20 protein-coding genes are annotated in these 20,458 nt (G+C 48.4%); 5 read left to right on the forward strand and 15 right to left on the reverse strand.

What is annotated here, in order from left to right; all coding sequences use genetic code 11:
- Window positions 1-128: 128 nt before the first annotated feature.
- Both N836_RS57760 and N836_RS0138565 read left to right on the forward strand, forming a co-directional pair.
- On the forward strand, window positions 129-365 hold the full coding sequence (locus tag N836_RS57760) for a hypothetical protein (protein ID WP_023073966.1): 237 nt from the start codon (window positions 129-131) through the stop codon (window positions 363-365).
- Window positions 366-439: 74 nt separating this feature from the next.
- The gene (locus N836_RS0138565) at window positions 440-859 is read left to right on the forward strand and encodes a Uma2 family endonuclease (RefSeq protein ID WP_081716912.1); all 420 of its coding nucleotides are present in this window, start codon (window positions 440-442) and stop codon (window positions 857-859) included.
- Between the two features lie 56 nt (window positions 860-915).
- Here the strand turns inward: N836_RS0138565 and N836_RS57765 are convergent, their stop codons facing one another.
- The 7 genes from N836_RS57765 to N836_RS57795 all read right to left on the reverse strand — a co-directional run bounded on the left by N836_RS57765 (window position 916) and on the right by N836_RS57795 (window position 8,710).
- Complete coding sequence (locus tag N836_RS57765; RefSeq protein ID WP_023073968.1) at window positions 916-1,332, reverse strand: hypothetical protein; 417 nt, start codon at window positions 1,330-1,332, stop codon at window positions 916-918.
- Between the two features lie 132 nt (window positions 1,333-1,464).
- Window positions 1,465-1,968, reverse strand: coding sequence for a hypothetical protein (locus N836_RS57770; protein WP_023073969.1), 504 nt, complete (start codon window positions 1,966-1,968; stop codon window positions 1,465-1,467).
- 225 nt (window positions 1,969-2,193) lie between these two features.
- Complete coding sequence (locus N836_RS57775) at window positions 2,194-4,173, reverse strand: calcium-binding protein (RefSeq protein WP_023073970.1); 1,980 nt, start codon at window positions 4,171-4,173, stop codon at window positions 2,194-2,196.
- A 657-nt stretch (window positions 4,174-4,830) separates the two neighbouring features.
- Complete coding sequence (locus N836_RS57780; protein WP_023073971.1) at window positions 4,831-5,574, reverse strand: anti-sigma factor; 744 nt, start codon at window positions 5,572-5,574, stop codon at window positions 4,831-4,833.
- A 34-nt stretch (window positions 5,575-5,608) separates the two neighbouring features.
- Window positions 5,609-6,199, reverse strand: coding sequence for a sigma-70 family RNA polymerase sigma factor (locus N836_RS57785; protein WP_023073972.1), 591 nt, complete (start codon window positions 6,197-6,199; stop codon window positions 5,609-5,611).
- A gap of 98 nt (window positions 6,200-6,297) precedes the next feature.
- Complete coding sequence (locus N836_RS57790) at window positions 6,298-8,016, reverse strand: ATP-binding protein (RefSeq protein ID WP_023073973.1); 1,719 nt, start codon at window positions 8,014-8,016, stop codon at window positions 6,298-6,300.
- Window positions 8,017-8,038: 22 nt separating this feature from the next.
- Window positions 8,039-8,710, reverse strand: a complete 672-nt coding sequence (locus N836_RS57795) for a response regulator (protein ID WP_023073974.1) — start codon at window positions 8,708-8,710, stop codon at window positions 8,039-8,041.
- A gap of 493 nt (window positions 8,711-9,203) precedes the next feature.
- On the opposite strand from N836_RS57795, the gene N836_RS57800 reads away from it, so the two are divergent.
- Both N836_RS57800 and rnc read left to right on the forward strand, forming a co-directional pair.
- Window positions 9,204-11,528, forward strand: a complete 2,325-nt coding sequence (locus N836_RS57800; protein WP_023073975.1) for a beta strand repeat-containing protein — start codon at window positions 9,204-9,206, stop codon at window positions 11,526-11,528.
- Between the two features lie 141 nt (window positions 11,529-11,669).
- Window positions 11,670-12,341: a ribonuclease III gene (gene rnc / locus N836_RS57805; RefSeq protein ID WP_023073976.1), complete on the forward strand. Its 672-nt coding sequence runs from the start codon at window positions 11,670-11,672 to the stop codon at window positions 12,339-12,341.
- Window positions 12,342-12,378: 37 nt separating this feature from the next.
- Here the strand turns inward: rnc and N836_RS57810 are convergent, their stop codons facing one another.
- The 7 genes from N836_RS57810 to N836_RS73535 form a co-directional block, all read right to left on the reverse strand.
- Window positions 12,379-12,732 carry a P-II family nitrogen regulator gene (locus N836_RS57810; protein ID WP_023073977.1) on the reverse strand — a complete coding sequence of 118 codons (354 nt, stop codon included), beginning with the start codon at window positions 12,730-12,732 and terminating at the stop codon, window positions 12,379-12,381.
- Window positions 12,733-12,947: 215 nt separating this feature from the next.
- A complete protein-coding gene (ruvA, locus tag N836_RS57815) occupies window positions 12,948-13,574 on the reverse strand; it encodes a Holliday junction branch migration protein RuvA (RefSeq protein ID WP_023073978.1) in 627 nt (208 codons plus the stop codon).
- A 3-nt stretch (window positions 13,575-13,577) separates the two neighbouring features.
- Window positions 13,578-14,465 carry an ATP synthase F0 subunit B gene (locus N836_RS77090; RefSeq protein WP_023073979.1) on the reverse strand — a complete coding sequence of 296 codons (888 nt, stop codon included), beginning with the start codon at window positions 14,463-14,465 and terminating at the stop codon, window positions 13,578-13,580.
- Window positions 14,441-14,926, reverse strand: coding sequence for a pantetheine-phosphate adenylyltransferase (gene coaD / locus N836_RS57820; protein WP_023073980.1), 486 nt, complete (start codon window positions 14,924-14,926; stop codon window positions 14,441-14,443). The genes N836_RS77090 and coaD overlap by 25 nt, the downstream gene beginning before the upstream one ends.
- A 177-nt stretch (window positions 14,927-15,103) precedes the next feature.
- Complete coding sequence (locus N836_RS57825) at window positions 15,104-15,583, reverse strand: GNAT family N-acetyltransferase (RefSeq protein ID WP_023073981.1); 480 nt, start codon at window positions 15,581-15,583, stop codon at window positions 15,104-15,106.
- A gap of 75 nt (window positions 15,584-15,658) precedes the next feature.
- Window positions 15,659-16,264, reverse strand: a complete 606-nt coding sequence (locus N836_RS57830) for a tRNA-(ms[2]io[6]A)-hydroxylase (protein WP_023073982.1) — start codon at window positions 16,262-16,264, stop codon at window positions 15,659-15,661.
- A 91-nt stretch (window positions 16,265-16,355) separates the two neighbouring features.
- Window positions 16,356-17,498 carry a GAF domain-containing protein gene (locus N836_RS73535; protein WP_023073983.1) on the reverse strand — a complete coding sequence of 381 codons (1,143 nt, stop codon included), beginning with the start codon at window positions 17,496-17,498 and terminating at the stop codon, window positions 16,356-16,358.
- A gap of 297 nt (window positions 17,499-17,795) precedes the next feature.
- Between N836_RS73535 and N836_RS57835 the strand changes: the two genes are divergently transcribed.
- The gene (locus tag N836_RS57835) at window positions 17,796-18,605 is read left to right on the forward strand and encodes a DUF6816 family protein (protein WP_023073984.1); all 810 of its coding nucleotides are present in this window, start codon (window positions 17,796-17,798) and stop codon (window positions 18,603-18,605) included.
- 132 nt (window positions 18,606-18,737) lie between these two features.
- Here N836_RS57835 and N836_RS57840 read toward each other — a convergent pair whose 3' ends face one another.
- Window positions 18,738-20,387 carry an IS1634 family transposase gene (locus N836_RS57840; protein ID WP_031292849.1) on the reverse strand — a complete coding sequence of 550 codons (1,650 nt, stop codon included), beginning with the start codon at window positions 20,385-20,387 and terminating at the stop codon, window positions 18,738-18,740.
- Window positions 20,388-20,458 lie beyond the last annotated feature (71 nt).

Below are 20,458 nucleotides of genomic sequence, written 5' to 3' on the forward strand. Positions count from 1 at the left end.
GTTCGAGCGACTTCGTGTCGCACAGGCTTGGGATACTTTATCCTATTGCTACCCCGGTTTGCATCCATTCTCGGGGTAGCTGAATCTTGAGCTTTGGTTTCTTCCTAAACATCTGGAGACCAAAGCTTATGTTTCTCGATACGACCCAAGGTGGGGGTGCGATTGCCGACACCGCGCCGCTGCCCGATTATCAATACGAACCTGTTCGCCATATGCTGTTTGGCAGTCTCACAGCTGTCCGACTGACTATTCAAGAGCTACACCAAAAGCATTACGCTGAACCAAACGACTGGAGTAAACCTATCTCCACCGGACGCCCTAATGAGGTGATGGCCATTTTGACCAAACGGATAAGGGTAGATTAGAGGTTAGTACATCGGCGCATTTCCCAAACGCGCCGATGTACGTCCAGTAAAGTTTTTCCTAGGGCATCACAGCCATGGCAAACTGCAGGAGAAATCAAAATTTCGAATTTGTTCAACGCCTTTCACATTCGAAATTTGTTGGAAGCTCGGATGGTCATGACTTTACGGCATTGGATGGTGGAAAAATGTCACCAGATGTTTCCTGGATCGAAAAGTCTCGCCTGGAGGGTATTGAAATTGTTAGATTTATCCCGATTGTTCCAGATTTTCTGATCGAGCTACGTTCAGCTACAGACAGTCTGCCAACGTTACAGAAGAAAATGCAAGAGTATCAGCGCTTGGGGGTGAAGTTGGGATTATTGGTTAATCCTAAAAATAAGCAAGTGGAGATTTATCGCTCTGGACAAGCTGTAGAGATATTGGAGGCACCAACTGAGGTTGACTGTAATGAAGTGATGCCAGGGTTCATGTTGAGCATGAATAGAATCTGGTGATACCTGATGATTCAGACCATACTAAATCAAGCAACCAAGGAATCGAAGCACATGCATCATTCCTTTGGGCTGCCGTCTGGGTTACGCATTGGGTATAGCGTAACTGCTAGTGAGCAATCCGCATTAGCAACAGCCTGAACAACAGGCGATGGCAGCCTGTGAACATAGGCCCAAGTATCCCAGCAGTGAAACCCAATATTAAATTCACGCAGACAGCAGGAAGCAAGTTCAGCCGTTGCTGCTGGTGAGAGTACATTGATCGCAGCGATGATCGCGAGGATATCCGTTTCGGCGTTACGCTTGGCAGTCCCATCATCATGAGCGGATTCAACAGTCGAGTGCCAATGTCCATCTTCGCCGTGGGTGTAATGCAGTACGCAACACATTTGATCGAGTTCACGGTTGAGGGTGTCGAATGGTGATTTCGATTTCAGGTCGAAGTCTGTGTTGATGTACTCTGTTTCAGTTTTCATATATGCGAGTATGCATTCGTCTTTGCAGCATAACCGTTGCCTATCACCCGCTGCAGATAACCGACAAACTAACTTTGTGGCTAAGAGACCACAATGCTACCAGACCCAGATACGAAAGATAGACACTCGTGATTACTCGCCACCGTTTCCCGTTTCCCGTTGACCAGCACCGTCACTACTGGCAGCGATCGCTATTAATTGCTTTAAATGGAGATAGATGTAAAGGAACATTCCAATAACAATCAGTTGTGTAAGCAGAAATTGAAGACTATACAACTGCGGCAAATAAATCAGCGAAGACAAAGAACGAATGAGGGCAGTCAGCACAAAGTAAACCAGAAAAGCTCGAATCGCCAGGGATGTCGTCAAACAAACAAACCGCTCCAAAAAATGCTGGTTGTCACCTCGGCAATTGGCCCGATAGCTCACGACAATCCCCCAAATCTCAACACCCCACGGTACGAGTTGGACTAGCCCATATATATTTGGCTGTGCCAGCGCGCCTAAAATACTGGCTTGACCAAAAATACTGGCGATCGCAATCGAGACCCACAGGAAATTGAGCTTTTCGCGCTCACTTAGGGTGTTATCTCGTAGTGCGATCGCGACTCGCTGAGGACTTTGAAAAATAGTCAATACTCATCTCCAATTGCTTGAGAACAAAGAGAAAATTTTAAACATCATAACTTGACAGTAAAAATATACTACTGAAAAGTACATTTGACTGACAATGGCCTTTAGATTAGTCAATACCTGGGCCACTGCACCTCGCTGTGGTTGCGATCGCAAAATCCCCCCAAGTGCTGCTTGAAAAACATTACCTGGAGGGATTCTGTTGTTTATGTGGTAGATATTACGCCCTTATGCCTGAATGACAAAATCATTAGCCGTTAGGGTAGGTGCACCTTCAATAGTGGCAAACTGAGCACCGCTACCAAAGCCATCTTCAATGCCGTTGGGGTTGTAATATAGGTTCCCAGTATCAGCACCATAGACAATTAGGGCATCGCTCATCGCCGCTTCTTCTATGCTGTTGACCACTGCAAACTCACTAGCCGCAAGTGCGCCACCCACTGCGCTCGTCAGTTCAGCAAACACAGTCATATCTAGAACAATGCTGTCGCCAGCCTCAAAGTTTTGGATTTGATTAGTGCCAATGTCAGCCGCGTTAAACGCTGCACCAGTATCAAAGCCAAAGAAGTCAGCACCGTTACCACCAATGAGGATATCGTTACCGGCTCCACCAATCAGCAGGTCCGCTCCATTGCCACCAATGAGTATGTCATCACCAGCACCACCGATGAGAATATCATCACCAGCACCACCATCAGCAGTAACGGGTGTGAGCGTGCCGCTGGCGTTCAAAAAGTCATTGCCGTCACCACCAGAGAAGACCACGAATTGTACCTCACTGCCGGTGAGATCACCAACGGTGAAAGAATCATCTCCGCCTTGTCCGTTGATTTCAAATTGCTCAATGCCTTCGTTAGTGAGGGTAAAGAGACCGAGATTAAGACGATTGAAAATAGCCTGACCATCCACTGCGCGCAGGTCAAACTCATCACCGGCTCCGTCTGCACCATTGACCTGAGTCACGTCAAAGCCTGCACCACCACTGATAAAGTCGCTGCCATCACCATTGTTCCAGATAAAGCGGTCGTCACCATCTTCCAAGTAGGCGATATCATCTCCGCGCTGGCCCACAACAATATCATTACCAGCACCGGCAAAGAATGTGTCTACGGCAGAACCACCTAGCAACAGGTCATCACCATCACCCCCAAACGCTTCGATGGTCGTGGAGCTGTCGCGGGCATCTAACGTATCGTTGCCATCGCCACCGGAGAAGACAACCTTCTGAACATCGCTACCGGTGAGATCATTCACGATCAAAGAATCGTCGCCACCTTGACCATTAATCTCAAACTGTTCGATCTCTTCGTTAGTCAGGGTAAATAAGCCTAAATTGAGACGATTGAAAATCGCTTGACCATTTTCTTGACTGAGGTCAAACTCATCACCGGCTCCATCGGCACCATTCACTTGGGTAACATCAAAGCCTGCACCACCGTTGATAAAGTCGCTGCCATCACCGTTGTTCCAGATAAAGCGGTCGTCGCCATCTTCTAGATAAGCCGTATCAGTTCCGCGCTGACCGACAACAATATCATCGCCAGACCCAGCATAGAATGTGTCGTCGGCAGAACCCCCTAGCAACAAATCATTGCCAGCGCCGCCGTCAGCTTTAATCGTAGTGGAGCTGTCGCGGGCATCTAACGTATCATTGCCATCGCCACCATAAAAGGCAACTTCTTGAACATCGCTACCAGTCAAATCGCCAACTGTTAAGGAGTCATCGCCGCCTTGACCATTAATTTCAAATTTTTCAATACTCTCATTTGTTAGGGTGAATTGGCCTAGATTCAGACGGTTAAAAATGGCTTGACCATTGGCTTCAACCAGCTCAAACTCATCGCCAGCGCCATTAGCACCATTAACCTCAGTGACATCAAACCCATCGCCGCCATTGATAAAGTCGCTACCGTCACCGTTGTTCCAAATAAAACGGTCATGCCCTGAACCTAAGAAAGCAACATCATCACCGGTTTGACCCACAACCGTATCATTACCGCTGCCTGAAAAGGCTACATCAGTGCCAGCACCGCCAAGAATGGTGTCATTGCCGTTACCGCTAAAGAAGATATCATCCTGATCGCCACCTTGAAAGTTGTCGTTACCATTGCCACCTACGAAGATGTCGCCCAGGTCCTCAATTTCAGGTGCATTTTCAAATAGGCTGCCAACAATCTGGTTAACAAGAAGAGCTAGAAAAGAGTTCATTGTGTGTTCTCCTAGGGTTTGATAGCAAAAAGAAGCGGGCCTCTCTTAAAAAATAGTCAGCATGCTCAACCAGGCCTTAGCAATAAGGCTGTTGTTGTGAATATTTTTAGTCAGAGAAGAGTGAACAAACAGAGATGTAATTGGCTAGTTCATGGCCAGATAAGAATTGAAGTCTGGCAGGAACCTAACCGACACTCAGTTATAGATACGCATAAGGCTCAAGATTGGATGAGATTAAAATTGAGAGTTTTTGAATAGACCAAAACACCATTGAATACTGCCTCACAGAAAACTCTCTCTCAATCACACAGTTTACAGAATCCTCTTAATAGCAGTTGACATCCCAGGAGAGGTATAAGACCTGTTCCACAGGATTGTTCACGTTGAACTAGGTTTGCTAAATTCGGATTTTGGATACACCCAACAAAAGTGGGCATTGCTGATCCTCGGGATGATTTTAGTTGTGAGATATTGCCAAATAGCAATGGATCTAAACTGGTTCATCCCCTAAATCAGCGATCGCAAAAAGTGTAACTATCCAAACTCGGTCATCTTCGAATCAATAACAACTCATCTGTTTGATTATTAATACGAGTGGGGGCGTGGATTGGATGAAAGTTTTTTGATTATTCTGTAGATTCTTTTGTAACCCTTGCCCTATATGGTTTCAGCTACCACTGGCCCCATTGGCTGAGCCGGTAAATCTGCAGATTCTACGGTTACGATGACATCCTGCACCCAGGGTCTGGATTGATAAACCGGAGGCATGGGTAAGGTGGTAAAGATATTGCCTTCCTGGCTGGGTTGAAATACGCCGCAGAAAACGTACTCACCTTGATGGCGCACCCATAGGGCATAGGTTTGCTCCTCAGTCAGGGGAGATAGGTTTTCGAATGCGATCGCAGCCTGCAATCCATCCGTATCCACAATCATGCTGCCAAAGGCCTCAGTGGCATTATCAGTTCCGGCAAAGTCATAAAAGCGGGTGGCGGGCTGCTGCAAAATCAGCTGAGCTTGCTGTGCGGGCATCACGGCTAGCAGCTCATCATTTAGCTGCTGATTGGCTAGGCGTAAACGGTGATTGCTCATGCCTAAGGATAGGGATAACAAGGTTGCTCCAGCAGCAACGGCCCCTAGTATCCAGGTTATGGGTGAGCGTTGCGATCTCACCACAACAGGGACATTATCCCCAGCCAGGATTGTCTCTCTCAAATGCTGAGGCGGCTGCATCAGTGGCAGCTCATCCAGCATTAAGCCAACAGTTTTCTCCAGACGGTCTACCTCTAGCTGCAGTTCAGGCTGTTCAGCAACCAAACGGGCAAATTCATCAGCTTCTTCGGCTGAGAGATTACCAGCCACATAGTCAGCTGCAAATTCATCCAATTTTCGTTCAGAAGCCATAGCACAGTGATAGATAATCAATCAAACGGAATAACTAGTCGACCAAATCTTGCAATGTTCCTTTGAGCTTGAGTAAACCCTGACGCATGCGAGATTTAACGGTCCCTAACGGTATATTCGTATGGTTAGCGATTTCGGATTGACTAAATCCATGATAATAAGCTAGCCATAGAAGCTCCCGTTGTTTTTCAGGCAAGTTTTTCAACGCTTCCCGCACCCGCTGCGACCGTTCTCCTAAGGAGGCCTGCTCTACAGGTAACGAAAAAGAGGTTACAGGTTGAGACTGAGGCACCAATCCTTTGAGAATCCGTCGCCGAATGCTACGGGAACGCACCCGATCAATGGCGCGATTACGGGTAACGGTACTTAAAAAACGACTCAGGGCACTACGTTTGGGGTTATAGGTCTGTTTTTGCCAGAGGTTAAGAAAAATTTCTTGGGTCAAATCCTCGGCTTCTGGCCCGTTGTTTAAAATCCGAAAAGCAACGGTATAAACTAACCGTGAGTAGCGATCGTACAAAACCGCGAGTGCCGCCTTATTTCCCTGCTGTAACGATGTAAACAACGCTTCATCTGTTTCATCTCCCCAATCTGGAGCTGGACTTTCGCGATGCTCAGAAGGCATGGGTTAAGGACCAATAAAAAAGTTAAGGATGTGAACTGTCTAGTATACGTACGGGCATCTACCTGAGTTGGATGTGCTCTGGTCTTAGTAATTTTTTACTACTGTGCATACACTGTACCTGTAATCGGTAAAGTAAACCAGAATTCTACTCCCTGGTTGCGCTCGGGTTCAATACCGATATGGCCACCGTGGGCTTCAACGATTTTTTTACAGATGTACAGACCTAGACCATAGCCAGCGATTGCACCCTGGGCATCACCCCGCCTGTAGAGTTCGAATAATGTTTGGCTGTTGGCAGGGTCAATACCGACACCGTTATCAATCACTGCGCAACGTACCATTGAGGTATCTTGCGCCCAAACACAAGCGCGTAAGGTAACTTTGACCCCATCGGGGTTATATTTCAACGCATTGTCAATTAGATTTTCAAACACTCGTCTGAGCTGACAGAAGTCTCCACAGATTAATGGCAAGCTGGACGACACCTGGTTGTCTAGGGTGGCGGCTGGTGCAACGTGTTTAGATTCGTAGAACAGCCTCAGGTCTTCTGTTAGATGCCTAAGGTTTATGCTGTCTGGCTGCAGCGATATGCGCCAAACATCTGATGCTTGGACTTCCATCAGGGAATTCATCAGTTTGAGCTGGCGATCGCAACTGTGCTGAATCATCGTAAGTGCCTTGGGCTCGATAACCAGCGATGGCGGCTGAGTTGGTGGAGCTGCCGTGTCTCTAGAAGCACGGAAAATCATGCCCTGGACCAGGTTGGCAATACCCATAACCAAGTTACGCAGGTCATGGTTCATGGCGTGGGAATAGGTTTGTAATGCATCTTGGGCAGTTTTGCGATCGCGCATTTCCTGCTCTAGCGATCGCGTTCGTTCCTGAACCGCCAGCTGCAGATCCTGCTCACGTCGACTGAGCACATAAATCATGTACTGAAACGAACGAGCCAGTTGACCAGGTTCATCCTGTCTTAGGGTTAATTTTTCCAGATGCTTGTCTTGTGGATAAGCATTTTGCTCCGACCTAATTGAACAGCTACTCACAGACTTGGCAGTATTCGTCAGGATCTTGAGTGGCTGCACCACTGTGCGCCACAGCAATAAATTAACGCCGACGAAAAATGCCCCCAGCGTACCCAAGAGTGTTTTGGTCACCGTCCACAGGTTCTGACGACCCCGGTCAAAAATAATATCCGCAGGCACATACACCATCTGGGCAGCGACGACATCATTGAGTTGCCAACCAAACCCGTTGCGATCGCCATACATCTCCACCAAATACTGAGGAGCATCACTCACACTGCCATGGCATTCCAAACAACTAACATCATTCATCACTAGAGGCTGCGCCATATAAAACAGCTTCTTATCATCCAAAAACCGATAGCCAGAGAGGCCTTGGGGCTCAGAGGTTACAAACTGTCGGAGTTGACCAAAAATATCAGCCTCAAATGCATCGGCAAGATCAGTAGGATTTGTGGGATTTGGCGTCGCTTCTTTATACAAAAAATCCTCTAACAGCTCATCCTGTTGCTGAAAGTTAGTAAAAATAGTTCTAGCCGCAAAGTTAGGGATACTCTCCTGGACAAAGAATCCCGTATCAACACTATTTTTTAACACTGGCTGTACATGATCGCGGGTGTAGTCACGAACAGCTTGCATGCTGGTCAGCACAATTTTTGCTCGCTCTTTAACAGCTTGCTCCGCATGGGCATTGAGATGTTGCGAAAGCAGAGCTACAGTAGAGCCACTGACCAACAGCCACACTAAAAATAGAAATAAACTAAATTTTGCCCAGAGGTTCCAACGTATCATTGAGGGCTCTTATTTTAAGAATTTAAGCAGTTTGCAACACATCTAAATTAGTTGTATTAACCCAAATTGCCAATTGTGTACGATCTCTTAACCCCACTCGACTCAAGATATTGCTAACGTGGTTTTTAACAGTTTTTTCAGCAATGTGGAGCGTTTGCGAAATCTCTCGGTTACTGGCACCTGCAGCAATCAGCTTTAAAACTTCACGTTCTCTCGGAGTCGCCCCCTTCCAATCATTCAAAGCTTTAGCAGGCTGAGGAGACTTAAACTGTTGATACAACTTTTGGCCGATTACAGGGTCAAACTGCATATAGCCTTTATAAGTACTTTGAATCACATGAATAAAATCTTCAGGCGGTATGTTCTTTAGCAGATATCCTGACGCCCCCTGCTGCATCGCATCGTGTAGATGATGGTCTTCTGTAGAAGTTGTCAGAATTAAGACCTTAACATCAGGTAATGCTTGACAGATTCTCCCTGTTGCAACAACACCATCCATCAAAGGCATACCGATATCCATCAACACAATATCGGGCTTTAGCTGTTGAGCCTGTTCAACTGCATCTTGACCATTACAGGCTTCACCAACAACTTCTATTGCCGTTTCACATTGCAAAATTGCACTAAGGCCATAGCGAATAATATCTTCGTCATCCGCAAGTAAGAGCCGAATAGTTTTTTGTGAACTAGCCATAGCATGCCTTTATCAATAACATCGCAAAACAAAAGTTCAGAAGACAGGCTTCTGCTTTTAACCCGGATCATAGATTTAGGCACCCTACAATAGATGAATAGCACCTGAGAAAGCACTGTGGCCAAGATAATTATTGTCTAATTGGTGTTAGCTAATCGGCCAACAAAATAGATAAAGAAATTGTGTATCCTCTGCTCATTAAACGGCTAATGGATAACACATCAATATACATGAGAACTATCTGAGAAAATCGCCTAGAAGCTGAGAGCATAGTGAGCAAATGCTTTGCATTTCATACCATTTTGCTGTGCTGGCCTCATCTTTTTTAGAAACTAGGGAACACAATTCATCTAGGTCTCTAGACCTAGATTTAATTCGGGTCTTAGGCCTCAAGCATAATCTTTTTTAGCTTTCTACGATGCAAATACAAACAAAATCTGTTTACCTCATTCGCAACAGATTAAACCCAAGCAACACTTAGAGGCACCGAATCATGGCAGAAGAACTTACTAACCCCATCGTTCTTTCTGATGGTGAAATTGAAGTTATTGTTGAAGATATTCAAGCACCCGTTGGGGAGCCTGCGATTGACATCTCAGGCGATCAAGCATTGTTAGCAGTTATCCCTGGCGGATCAATTGCAGCCCCCGATCCAGGAAATACAGCCGTTCAGGCTAGCGGTGATAATGCTACCGTACTGAATCTAGGAGAGATTTCTGGAGATCTAAATGGCATTAGCTCTACAGGCAACAACTTCAGACTTCTCAATATTGGTACAATCCAGTCTAATAGTCGGGCTGTGGACCTCAGTGATGGTGATGGCAGTTTTGTTATCAATACAGGCACTATTTTGGGCACAGGGAATCAGCGCAACGGCACCCTTTATGTCGATGGAACCGTTGATGACTTGGCCTTGCTCAACACTGGACTCATTGATGCTGGCGAAGAAAATCTGGGTGATGCCGTCTCTGTTCAAGTGGGTGCAACCGATGACCCCAGCAATGACAACATCAATATTACTAACAGTGGTTTATTACAGGGGCGCGGTGATGGCCCCAATGTTTTTGCTAACGGTGGACGGTTAGCAGCTAATGGTTCCAGCGGTCTACGATTTTTCAATGGGTCAGGACAGCCTGAAGCCACCGTTACTGGCTCCGTTACAAACCGTGGCACTATCACCGCTGAAGTCAATGTTGGCTTTTTGGGAGGTCTGGTCGTCGAAGACGGGGTCGCCTTTGATGGTCAAATTAACAACAGTGGGTTAATTTCTGGCCCGCGCACTGGTCTTTACATCGGTAATGCTGACCACGATCTCTCAATTATCAACTCTGGGCAAATTGACTCTGGTAGCCGGGCAGTCAACCTGGATGGTGATAACGTCACCCTCTTCAATCAAGGCAGCATTTTGGGCACTGGCAACCAACGCAATGGCACTGTCTATCTTGATGGCACAGCTGACGATATCACCGTCAATAACCAAGGGCTGGTCGATGCTGGCGAAGGTAATCTAGGTGATGCTATCTCCGTTCAAGTTGGAGCCACCGGGGATGCCATTAGTGATGACATCGATATTGTGAACAGTGGACTGCTTCAAGGCCGTGGTGATGGACCTGATGTTTTTGCCAATGGTGGTCGAGTAGCTGGCAATGGTTCCAGCGGCCTGCGATTCTTTAATGGCTCGGGGGCAGCCGAGGCCACCGTCACTGGCTCCGTTGTGAACCGTGGCACTATCACCGCTGAGGTCAATGTTGGCTTTTTAGGCGGTCTTGTTGTCGAAGATGGGGTTGCTTTCGATGGCCGCATTTTTAACGGCGGTTTGATCTCTGGTCCTCGCAATGGCCTTTATATCGGTAATGCTGACCACGATCTTTCAATTATCAACTCTGGGCAAATTGACTCTGGTAGCCGGGCGGTCAACCTGGATGGTGATAACGTCACCCTCTTCAATCAAGGCAGCATTTTGGGCACTGGCAACCAACGCAATGGCACTGTCTATCTTGATGGCACAGCTGACAATATCACCGTCAATAACCAGGGCGCTGTGGATGCAGGCGTTGCTGGTAGCGGTATTTCCGTACAGGTGGGGGCAGCGAACGGCTTAGGTGACGGTCTTGATGACTTGGAGTTATCCGCTGATATCTTTAACAGCGGGGTGATTACAGGTAGGGGCGACAGCAACGTACCTGCAGGTATCCGTTTATTTGTCGGCTCAGGGCTGACTGAAGCGACATTCAATGGCGACATTACCAATGCTTTAGGGGGTGTCATTGCCTCAGAACAGCAAGCAGGTATTTTAATTGAAGCGGGTGTCATTTTTGATGGTTTGATCACCAATAGCGGTACCATCAGCGGCGGTAATGGCTTTGCCATTGATGCTGAGGGCGCACTGGGCAGCCTTGATATCCTGAATGAAGGCACACTTCACGGTGAAGTTCGCCTGGGCTCTGGCGACGATCGTTTTCTGCAGCTCTCGACAGATGGTGTAGTGGTGAGTGGTGGCCTGGGTAATGATGACATTACTGGTGGCAGCGGCGACGACCTGCTCAACGGCGGTGGCGATGATGACTTACTGACAGGTGGTCTGGGTATCGATACCTTCCAATTTGAAGGCAATGCGGGTAATGATATTGTTACCGACTTCTCGATTAACGATGACATCCTCGACTTAAATTCCATTTTTGACAGCTTGCCTGACGTATTGGGGGCTGCCACCCAGGTAGGGAATGATACCTTGATCGATCTTGGCAACGATAGCTCTGTACTTCTAGTAGGGGTCGATGCGAATGCACTCACTAGTAACAACTTTGTACTGGCATAAGGTCAGGAGTCTTCTTAAACCGGATGTTCACTAGTCACCAGGTTTAACCAGCATCCTCAATAACTGCCGCACATACCTGCGGCAGTTATTTTTACAAAGACACGAGCTTCAGATCGTAAGCAACCACGCTATGGTGGGAGCATGAGAACCTTTGATCTACCCACTTTTACAAATCACGCCCTGTGGCAGCTAGCCATCACCCATAAGTCCTATGCAAAAGAGCACAATTGCGAGGATAACGAACGGCTAGAGTTTTTGGGCGACGCTATTTTAACTTTTCTGAGTGGGGAGTATCTGTATCAACGCTACCCTGAACGGCCCGAAGGTGAACTCACACCCTTGCGAGCGGCACTGGTGGATGAAAACCAGCTCAGTTACTTTGCCAGCCAACTCAACCTACAAAAGTACTTGCGTCTTAGTCGTGGTGCCGAGAATAGCGACAGCCGCAATAGCAAACGGGTATTGTGCAGCACCTTTGAAGCCTTAATTGGCGCTTATTTTCTAGATAGTAACCATGACGTGGAGACTCTGCGCACCTATGTTTTTCCTATGTTTGACAGCGTTGCTGCAACCGTCAGTGAAACCGCCATCCACGTTAACTATAAGAGCCGCTTCCAAATCTGGTCTTTAGAACAGCTCGGCGAAGTTCCGACCTATCAAATTATTGACGCTAGCGGCCCCGATCATGCTAAGGAATTTACGGCTGAGGTCCGGGTCAAAGGACTACTCTATGGCCGCGGTCGCGGTCGACGCAAACAGGATGCAGAGAAGAAGGCAGCTAAAGCTGCACTCAAGCAAGTGGGTGTGGAGTAGAGATTTTGAGTGCAAAGCTAGGCTGCTCTAATTGCCCTTAGCTATCTGTGCTAGATAGCGCTACGTCATCTCGCTCACCAGTTCGAATGCGATAAACGGCGTCAATAGGTAGAACAAAAATTTTGCCGTCGCCAATTTCGCCTGTATAGGCAGCGTCGGTGATAGTTTTGACAACCAGGTCTACCTGATTATCGGCGACAGCAACTTCTAAGCGGATCTTGGGCAAAAAATCGACCTTGTAGGTCTGACCGCGATATTTTTGGGTTTGTCCTTTCTGACGACCAAAACCACGGGCGTTAGACACAGTCATGCCAACGATACCTGCATTTACCAAGGCTTCTTTGACTTTGTCTAACTGAGTGGACCGAATAACTGCAATAACCTGTTTCATAAATTCCTGTCGCTGATGACGTTGAACCTGCTGGCGTATCTGCAGAGTGCCCTACTGCAACATACAAAGAACAGTGTATTTTGATACAAAAAGTGTGCTCAATCAACCTATCAGGTATCGTTACAAGCTCAATGGTTTCGTTACAACCTTTGATACGGTAAGCATCGAGGTTGAAAGCAGAGCTCAACGCACCGACCCTGAAAAGGTTTAACGCCTTACTGACTGAGCCAGGCAATGGCTTCACGAATCCAGTCTTCAGTATCCGCAGTTTTACTGAGTGCTTTACTTTGGCCAACGGCTTGTAGAGCCTTGGTGATTTCACTGTTGGAGTAGCCAAGGGCTAGCAAGGTCATCTCCACATCTTCTTGAATCACAGAGACGGGGCCAGCGACAGGGGCAGTCAGGAGCCCGGATTGCTGTCGCCATTCGGCTAGCTTGGTTTTTAGTTCTAGAATTATGCGCTCAGCAGTTTTCTTGCCGACACCAGGGGTTTGGGACAAAATGCGGGCGTTGCCGGATACGACTGCCTGCACCAGGTCATTCAGGCTGAGGGTGTCAAGCAGGGCCATGCCCATTTGGGGGCCAATGCCACTGACGCTGATGGCCAGGCGAAATACATCGCGTTCAGCTCGTGAACCAAAGCCAAACAACACGGGCTGATCATCTCGATTTTGTAGATGGGTAAAAACTTGAACTGGATCGCCAATGGGCGGGAGATTGCCCATAACTCGGGCGGTAATTTGAAGTTCATAGCCAACACCCTGCACATCCAGGGTAATGATCACACGACCATTGGTCAGCCGCTGAATGTCGGCCAGGTCCCCCTTGAGATAGCCAATCATAGATTAGAACTTACGTGGGGGGCGCTGCTGCGGACGAGGTGGCTGCTGCGGGCGGGGTGGCTGCTGCTGAGGACGAGATGGTGGCGTCGACGGTGGGGGCTGGATGTAGGATTGCTGGCCAGGAGGACGCTGGGATATTGGGCGACGGCTGAGGGGGGCAACAGGGACATCGCCACTACTGGCGCTTGATGGTGGGGTGGGTGCGGTCTGCCGAGCCCGCTGCTGGCGTTCATATAGCTGCTGGCGACCGTTGCTAATGACATCCAGCATTTCACTAAATTGGGTTTCCATGCGCTGTAGGACCTGATCGGCGTAGGTGTCGGCGTCGGTCTGAATGGCATGACATTCGGTAATGGCGCTTTTACGCATTTCGTCGCATTCTTGATTGGTCTGAGCTTGTAGCTGCTCAATTTCCATCATGGTTTGCGATCGCAACGCAGCACATTCTTGCTCCACCTGCAGTCGCAGCTGCTGAGCCTGCTGCTCAGCCTGCCGTAAAATCGTAGTTTCATTCAGAATAGCCGCCGCCTGCTTTTCCGCAGTGGTGACAATATCTTGAGCATACCGCTCGGCTTCACTCAGAATATCGTCGCGCTGCTCTAGCAGCTGCTGGGCTTCCTGAAACGCACCAGGTAAATTTAACCGCACCGCATCCAGCTGATCGAGCAGGTCATCCTCATTGATCATCGTGCGGCCCATCACCGGTAAGCGAGGGCTATCAAGCACCGCCTCCTCAATTTGATTGAGGGCATCTTGAATATCGAACCCCGCCACAGGTCCGGGGGTGACATTGCCAATCTGCTGCTGAGCAAGGACATCATCGACCTGGCCATTTAACCTAGGATCATTGATTAACCTAGGATCATTTATCGGAGGTTCTTGCCGTACCATTTCTGAATATCGTGGGCAACATGATCAGGAACAAGATGACCGATTGCTCCGCCAAACCTTGCAATCTCTTTTACTAGACTACTGCTTAAAAAGCCGTATTCAGTAGACGTGGCCAAAAAAACGGTCTCCAGATCATTTGCAAGAGTCTTATTAGTATGGGCCATCTGCAACTCTTTCTCAAAGTCTGATAGGACACGTAAACCACGAATCAAGACTTTAGCTTGTCGTTTATGGGCATAGTTAACCGTTAAGCCATCAAAACTATCAATTTCTACATTGGGTAGATGCGCGGTCGCCTGACGAATTTGGCCTAGCCGCTCCTCAACGGAAAACATTGGGTTTTTCATTGGGTTGCGCGATATTACCACAATTATATGTTCGTAGAGGCGACTACTGCGGGTAATAATATCGAGATGGCCCAAGGTGACTGGATCAAAGCTACCGGGATAAATTGCAATCACAGTAAGGTGAGTAGTAGATAGTAAGGGCCGGTTTCGTGCCTGCTCCGATAATCAGAAGTAGGCAATGGAAATTTTGTCCGACTGATTATAGCGGCTTACAGGAGATTCTTAATGTTTGCGAGTTTGTATATAGGAAATCCATAAGAGGAGCATTGAGGGCACCCACCAGGGGAGTCCCTAGAGGGCGATCCGTTTTTTGTAGACCTTGTCGCAGCGGGTAGTTTCTACACCGGTTGCTGGTAGATAGCCTGAGGTCTCATACATGCACACGGCTTCTTTGAGCACTGTTGCGGTTTCTAGCCAGATTTCTTTAAAGCCTCGGGCTGCGATCGCAGCCTCCAATTGCCCTAGCAGAAATCGTCCTAACCCTTGACCACGGGCCATCGGTAGCAAGTACATCTTACGAATCTCCACCGCCTGCTCCCCCCGGCTAATCGGGCAGTAAGCCGCCGTGCCCACAATCTGACCGGACTGCTCCACCACCCAAAACTCACCCTTTTGATAATGGTTTTCCACCTGCACCACATCAATGTCCGCACCTGTTGGCTCCCAATTCAGCCCATAGTCAGTCAGCACCTGACCAATCAATGCCGACGCGGCCTCTCGGTCAGCAGGCTGCCAGTCGCGGATCAAGAACGTCTTAAATGAAGCTTCCATAGAAAACAGAGAGAACGTTACGAGTACTGAGCTTTGAGTTTTAAGTGTGTGCCATCTGCAGCCCCGACAGCATGATTAACTATGCACCCTTGGGGCTGGATGTAGCGTTGCCAAAATTTCGCTCTCGGCAATCGCCAGCTCTTCTAATCGAGGCATGACCACATCAGTGCCAAACTCATTAGTGGCCAACACCCAGTAAGCACCATAGTGCCGCGCTTCTGAAGCCATCAGACTGCGATAAAACTTCGCCAGTTCTGGGTCCGGGCAGTGTGCTCCCAACAGCCCCAGACGTTCGTGACTGCGTGCTTCAATCAACGCTGAAACCAGCAACAGGTCCAGCTTACGCTCTGGATCATTGGGACGTACATGTTTACGCAACTTGGCACCATAAGGGCCTGCCGCCAGAGAACGTAACGCCACGCCCCGACGTGCTAGCCACTGATTAACCTGTTTAAAATGACTCAGCTCTTCCTGAGCAATGTCCGTCAGCGCCTCCACCAGAGCCACATCGCCGGGATACAAAAACATCAGCTTAATCGCAATTCCCGCGGCCTTACGTTCGCAGTGAGAGTGATCCAACATGACCTCGTCCAGGTTGGCTAGAGCCTGATCGATCCAGGCTTGAGATGTGGATGTTTTAAGGAACTTAATGGTCTGAGGACGACTGGGAGTGGCAATCACTGAACAATAGAAGGAAAAAGCTAGATTTATTGTAGGGGAAGAGCGAATCGTTGATAGGTCACAGCAGATAGACAGGGATGAGCCGACTTCCTCAAGCCGAGACCTGATGCGCTGCATTCAGCATCACCATCACCGCAGGCTTTCCTTCAAACTCATAGGCCAGCCCTCGGGCAGCAACGGGGATGACCTGACCATTTTCGTGGGTAATGCCAAAGGAAAGGCTGAGAATCTGCTTTGACTTAGCGTGGCATTTTTGCAAAGCAGTTTTCAGCTGAGTCCGATCTTCGTAGGCAATCACACTGGTAATCGAGGGTAGCTGTAGTAATGCCTCGGTGCTGTAACCAAAAAGTTTAGCCGCTACTTTGTTCACATAAACAAACTTGTTGTCTTGCACCAGCATCGTACCCGCTATCTCTGTTGTTAATACCTGATGACAAAACTCTTGATGCTGTCGCAGCAGACTATTTAAGCTCCGATTCATAGTCCGAAAATGCGCTGTTTCTAGCACGAGAGTCATCTGATCGGCCATCGCCTCAATTAACTCTACAAATAGCGATCGAAAATGTCTCGGTTCCGGGTGAGTCAGGGTAATAATCCCAAAAATACGACTATGGCCCACCATCGGTGCACAGATAACGGAGCGCACCTTATAGGGCTGATCGGCTAAATTAATCCAGCGGTCATCCAAATAGGTGTCCTTAATGGTTTCTACTTTGTGATGTTTCAATACCCAGCCGGCCAGCCCCTTTTTTAATACCTGGCCAATCAGATGATGGCGTTCACGCTCTGTCGTACCGGACCGCGTCAAAATACATTCCGTGACTATACCGGCTTCGTCTAATAGAAAGAGACTACCACTGTTAGCTTGGGTAATCTCTACAGCAATATCCAGGGTGTGTTTTAGGGTAGCCCTAAGCTGGGTTCTGCCGGTAGCGGTTCGCGACAAAGCGACCCGATCTTTAATCCATTCAAGTTGTTTTTGATAAGCAGCATTATCTTGCTGCAGCTTGGCAACTTTGTCCTGCAAGATGGTAACATCCGCCGTCAGTTGGCCACCCGACGCTTGTTGTTCGGCCATTTGATGGGCTGCAAACTGCAATACTGAAACCAACCCTCGCAGTAGCTGCAGATCGTCCTCCGGCAAAGACTGAATAGCCGTGAGCTGAGTAATATTTTTATAAAGTGTGCCGAGTTCTTCGGCTAAGGCTTCTTTAAGCAGAATTTGATTATCCATTGCTGATCAAAAAGGAATAGACGCGGCTCAGCACCTGATAATTGGAAAAACAGGCAGTTGGGTTGAAACCTATGGTCAACCTGGTTAAGAATCATGACCTCCTGCAGGCAAGATACCGTGGACTTAAAGGTCTGGAATATCAGTTCTATTGTCAGTACTAAAAGGCTACAGCCCTTTCTCAGATTACGCCCAATAATTTAGGATTGCTACCGATGTCGCCAGAGCAGTTATCTGATTAATTTCAAGCCTTCTGGCTGCTAATGAGATTAAACTGGGGCTGTGGTGATAGGTGTAAGCATGCATCGGCTTTTAATCAAACGCCTCCGGCGTAAGCTTGTCTGGGTAACGCTGCTGTTTTTGGTATGGCTGCTATGTAGCGGGGAAGCGATCGCAAGTCCTCTAGCTGAGCGACTGTCAACATTTCCTGATTGGTCTACCAAGCCGCCTGTGCAGCCGTCTGAGGGAGACTTGATCTATCCCGACTGGATGGATGGCTCGTGGCGCATGACATCGACCCTAATGACCATGAACGCCCCTCTAGGCCCAGAGGTAATTACACCAGGCTTTGAAGGCAATCGTCAGTACCTTGATCGGCCCATTGAGGCAGATATTCGCTTTCAAAAGGCACGGGTAGCCCAGGGAAAATTTCTCAACCGCCCCTTAAAAAACACAGTTGGTGTGGTGTCCGATCGAGCGTTTAATGGCCTCAGCCTCGCCCGTGCTTATCTCGGAGACGATTGGGTCAAAGCCGTCAACGTTGATCCAGAAAATCCTAACCGTCAGATTACTTTTCTTAAAGATAGCCAGCAGCTAGTGTCTACAGTGAGCGGACGCGCCGTAGAACAGCCAGATAACAACACATTTATCACCACCGAAGTCTTCCAACAGTTTTTTCGCGGCGGACGACCAACAGTTTACTTAAACGAAGTTGAAAACACCACGGCCTACCATTACCAACAGGATCATATTGTGGCCGATCAGATTACGGCTATTTATCTATCGCCCCAAGACCCAGATTACTTTAAGGCGATTGATCGACCGGTGGCTCTCTATCGGTATGGTTTAGAGCTTTATCCAAATCCTAATAGTGGGCAAGAGAACGCCTAGTACCCGATGGCAGAAGTTTGGCAGCTATTTCATCCACCCATCCACCCATCGACTCATCCACATTTGATAGTGAGCAAACTTACACCCGACATTCCGCCCTCTTAAGTGGCACATTGACAATAATGCGTTTTCTCAACAGAGTAAGTAGTAGGCTTGTGAAGCAGAGCCAAGGAAACGCAGAATGTTTCGGTGATTTTCGGTCAGATTTACGATCTGCTGTTGGCCATTAATACTGACCATATGAATGGCCATGAAACATTGAAAGACCCATCGTAGCGTCGGCGTTTCAGTCAGTTTACCAAGTTGGTTAGGCAGGGTTTCATGGGCAACTTTCAAAGCATTTCGAAGTTGTCGCTGGCCTAGATTATAGACCAGTAAACACAGGCCCATAATCATCCCCAACGCCATGATGCGCTCAGGGGATTTAAGAAAGACACTGGAGGTGAAAAATAATGGGTCTTTTAGAAACCGAAACCCTCGCTCGGTGCCCTGTTGCGCCTTATATTCGGAGAGAATCTCATCGGTTGAAAGGTGGATTGAGTCAGTGTCTGCCTCCTCCAGAGGGATCTCAGGTGATGCCAAGACATTGGTGGCCAGGATAAATCGTCCTGCTCTGCGCCGTTGCAGGGCGTCGGCCTCAGGGTCGAGTGTCAAGGTGGCCTGAACGTGATAGCTCACGGAGGTCGGTGGGGCGGTTTTGGCCGGTCGTCCGGGGTGGCCATAGTGAGCCTGTTTAACGATGTTAGAGTCCGTGATGAGATGGTAGTTTAAGGTCTTCTCAAACCGCTCTACTGCCTTCTGGGCATCCGCTTCACACGCAAACGGTTGATGGCTAAGACGGTCTAACTCAGTTTGTTTGCGTTGGGTGGATTTGGCGCACCGCTTCTCCCATTGTTTCAAGTCCGAGGCTTGACGGTGGCTCGATTCAACCACAATCCACCGTTGCTGTACATCGCCATAGGTGCAACACACCTCAGCGATGCGATACCCGTCGCGCTGACTGGGACGAAAAGCACTGTCGTCGATGTCTTCAATCAGGGCATTGGCTTGGGCCAGGGTTAACGGTACCCGAGAGATCCACCGCAAGCTTCCCAATTGCTGCACATTATCGGCACTGTAGAGCGCCGAATCGGCAACATGGACCCCTTCAAACTCCCATTGTTGCTGGAACTCGCCGAGGAGTCCGGCAAAGCGAGCTTTATCCGATTGATTCCCATCGGCCAGTTCGAGGAAGGCTGGGATATCGCCATCTCCCCAGCACACCAGATTCATCACAAACTGTTTCAAGTCAGGGCGATGGTCACGCGAATAGCCATGGCAGACTTGAATCGGCACCGTTGCGGCTAGGGAACCCGTATCAGTCGATTGTACATAGTCCCCAGACACACTCATCGACGTGGCATCTAAGTGGGCTCGCTCACAGCTAACGTCAAAGCGCTTGACGGCTTCCAGGCAAATGGCCAAAAACACAGATGTGATGCCCGTTTGATAGAGACGATCTAACACACGCCCTAAGCGATCATCATTCAGATACTGAGGCAAGACATCGGAGCCTAGCAGATGCTCGGTGGCTTTGCTTTCGAAAAACTGCTCGAACAAATACAACGGGGCAGATACAAACCCCAACCCATTCAAGATCATCGCTTTTACTGCTATCCCGGCGCTGATCTGCTCATGCGGATCTTGGCCAAGACACTCATTGATGGTCTCAACCACACCCAGCTCATCGACAATACCCGCGACGATGCCTAGATGGTCTACGGTTTGGACGACGATATCGATAAGAGGCTACCCTTTGCGACGATGTTGACGTGTATCATCGCTCATTATTCCAAATGTGACAATCCAGAGGG

This window comes from Leptolyngbya sp. Heron Island J (assembly GCF_000482245.1).
Classification (GTDB): Bacteria; Cyanobacteriota; Cyanobacteriia; order Phormidesmidales; family Phormidesmidaceae; genus Leptothoe.

Bases quoted from the DNA above. Each gene is read 5' to 3' on its own strand.
- N836_RS57760 (WP_023073966.1), top strand. From the start codon at position 129: ATGTTTCTCGATACGACCCAAGGTGGGGGTGCGATTGCCGACACCGCG.
- N836_RS0138565 (WP_081716912.1), top strand. From the start codon at position 440: ATGGCAAACTGCAGGAGAAATCAAAATTTCGAATTTGTTCAACGCCTT.
- N836_RS57765 (WP_023073968.1), bottom strand. From the start codon at position 1,332: ATGAAAACTGAAACAGAGTACATCAACACAGACTTCGACCTGAAATCG.
- N836_RS57775 (WP_023073970.1), bottom strand. From the start codon at position 4,173: ATGAACTCTTTTCTAGCTCTTCTTGTTAACCAGATTGTTGGCAGCCTA.
- N836_RS57780 (WP_023073971.1), bottom strand. From the start codon at position 5,574: ATGGCTTCTGAACGAAAATTGGATGAATTTGCAGCTGACTATGTGGCT.
- N836_RS57785 (WP_023073972.1), bottom strand. From the start codon at position 6,199: ATGCCTTCTGAGCATCGCGAAAGTCCAGCTCCAGATTGGGGAGATGAA.
- N836_RS57790 (WP_023073973.1), bottom strand. From the start codon at position 8,016: ATGATACGTTGGAACCTCTGGGCAAAATTTAGTTTATTTCTATTTTTA.
- N836_RS57795 (WP_023073974.1), bottom strand. From the start codon at position 8,710: ATGGCTAGTTCACAAAAAACTATTCGGCTCTTACTTGCGGATGACGAA.
- N836_RS57800 (WP_023073975.1), top strand. From the start codon at position 9,204: ATGGCAGAAGAACTTACTAACCCCATCGTTCTTTCTGATGGTGAAATT.
- rnc (WP_023073976.1), top strand. From the start codon at position 11,670: ATGAGAACCTTTGATCTACCCACTTTTACAAATCACGCCCTGTGGCAG.
- N836_RS57810 (WP_023073977.1), bottom strand. From the start codon at position 12,732: ATGAAACAGGTTATTGCAGTTATTCGGTCCACTCAGTTAGACAAAGTC.
- ruvA (WP_023073978.1), bottom strand. From the start codon at position 13,574: ATGATTGGCTATCTCAAGGGGGACCTGGCCGACATTCAGCGGCTGACC.
- N836_RS77090 (WP_023073979.1), bottom strand. From the start codon at position 14,465: ATGGTACGGCAAGAACCTCCGATAAATGATCCTAGGTTAATCAATGAT.
- N836_RS57825 (WP_023073981.1), bottom strand. From the start codon at position 15,583: ATGGAAGCTTCATTTAAGACGTTCTTGATCCGCGACTGGCAGCCTGCT.
- N836_RS73535 (WP_023073983.1), bottom strand. From the start codon at position 17,498: ATGGATAATCAAATTCTGCTTAAAGAAGCCTTAGCCGAAGAACTCGGC.
- N836_RS57835 (WP_023073984.1), top strand. From the start codon at position 17,796: ATGCATCGGCTTTTAATCAAACGCCTCCGGCGTAAGCTTGTCTGGGTA.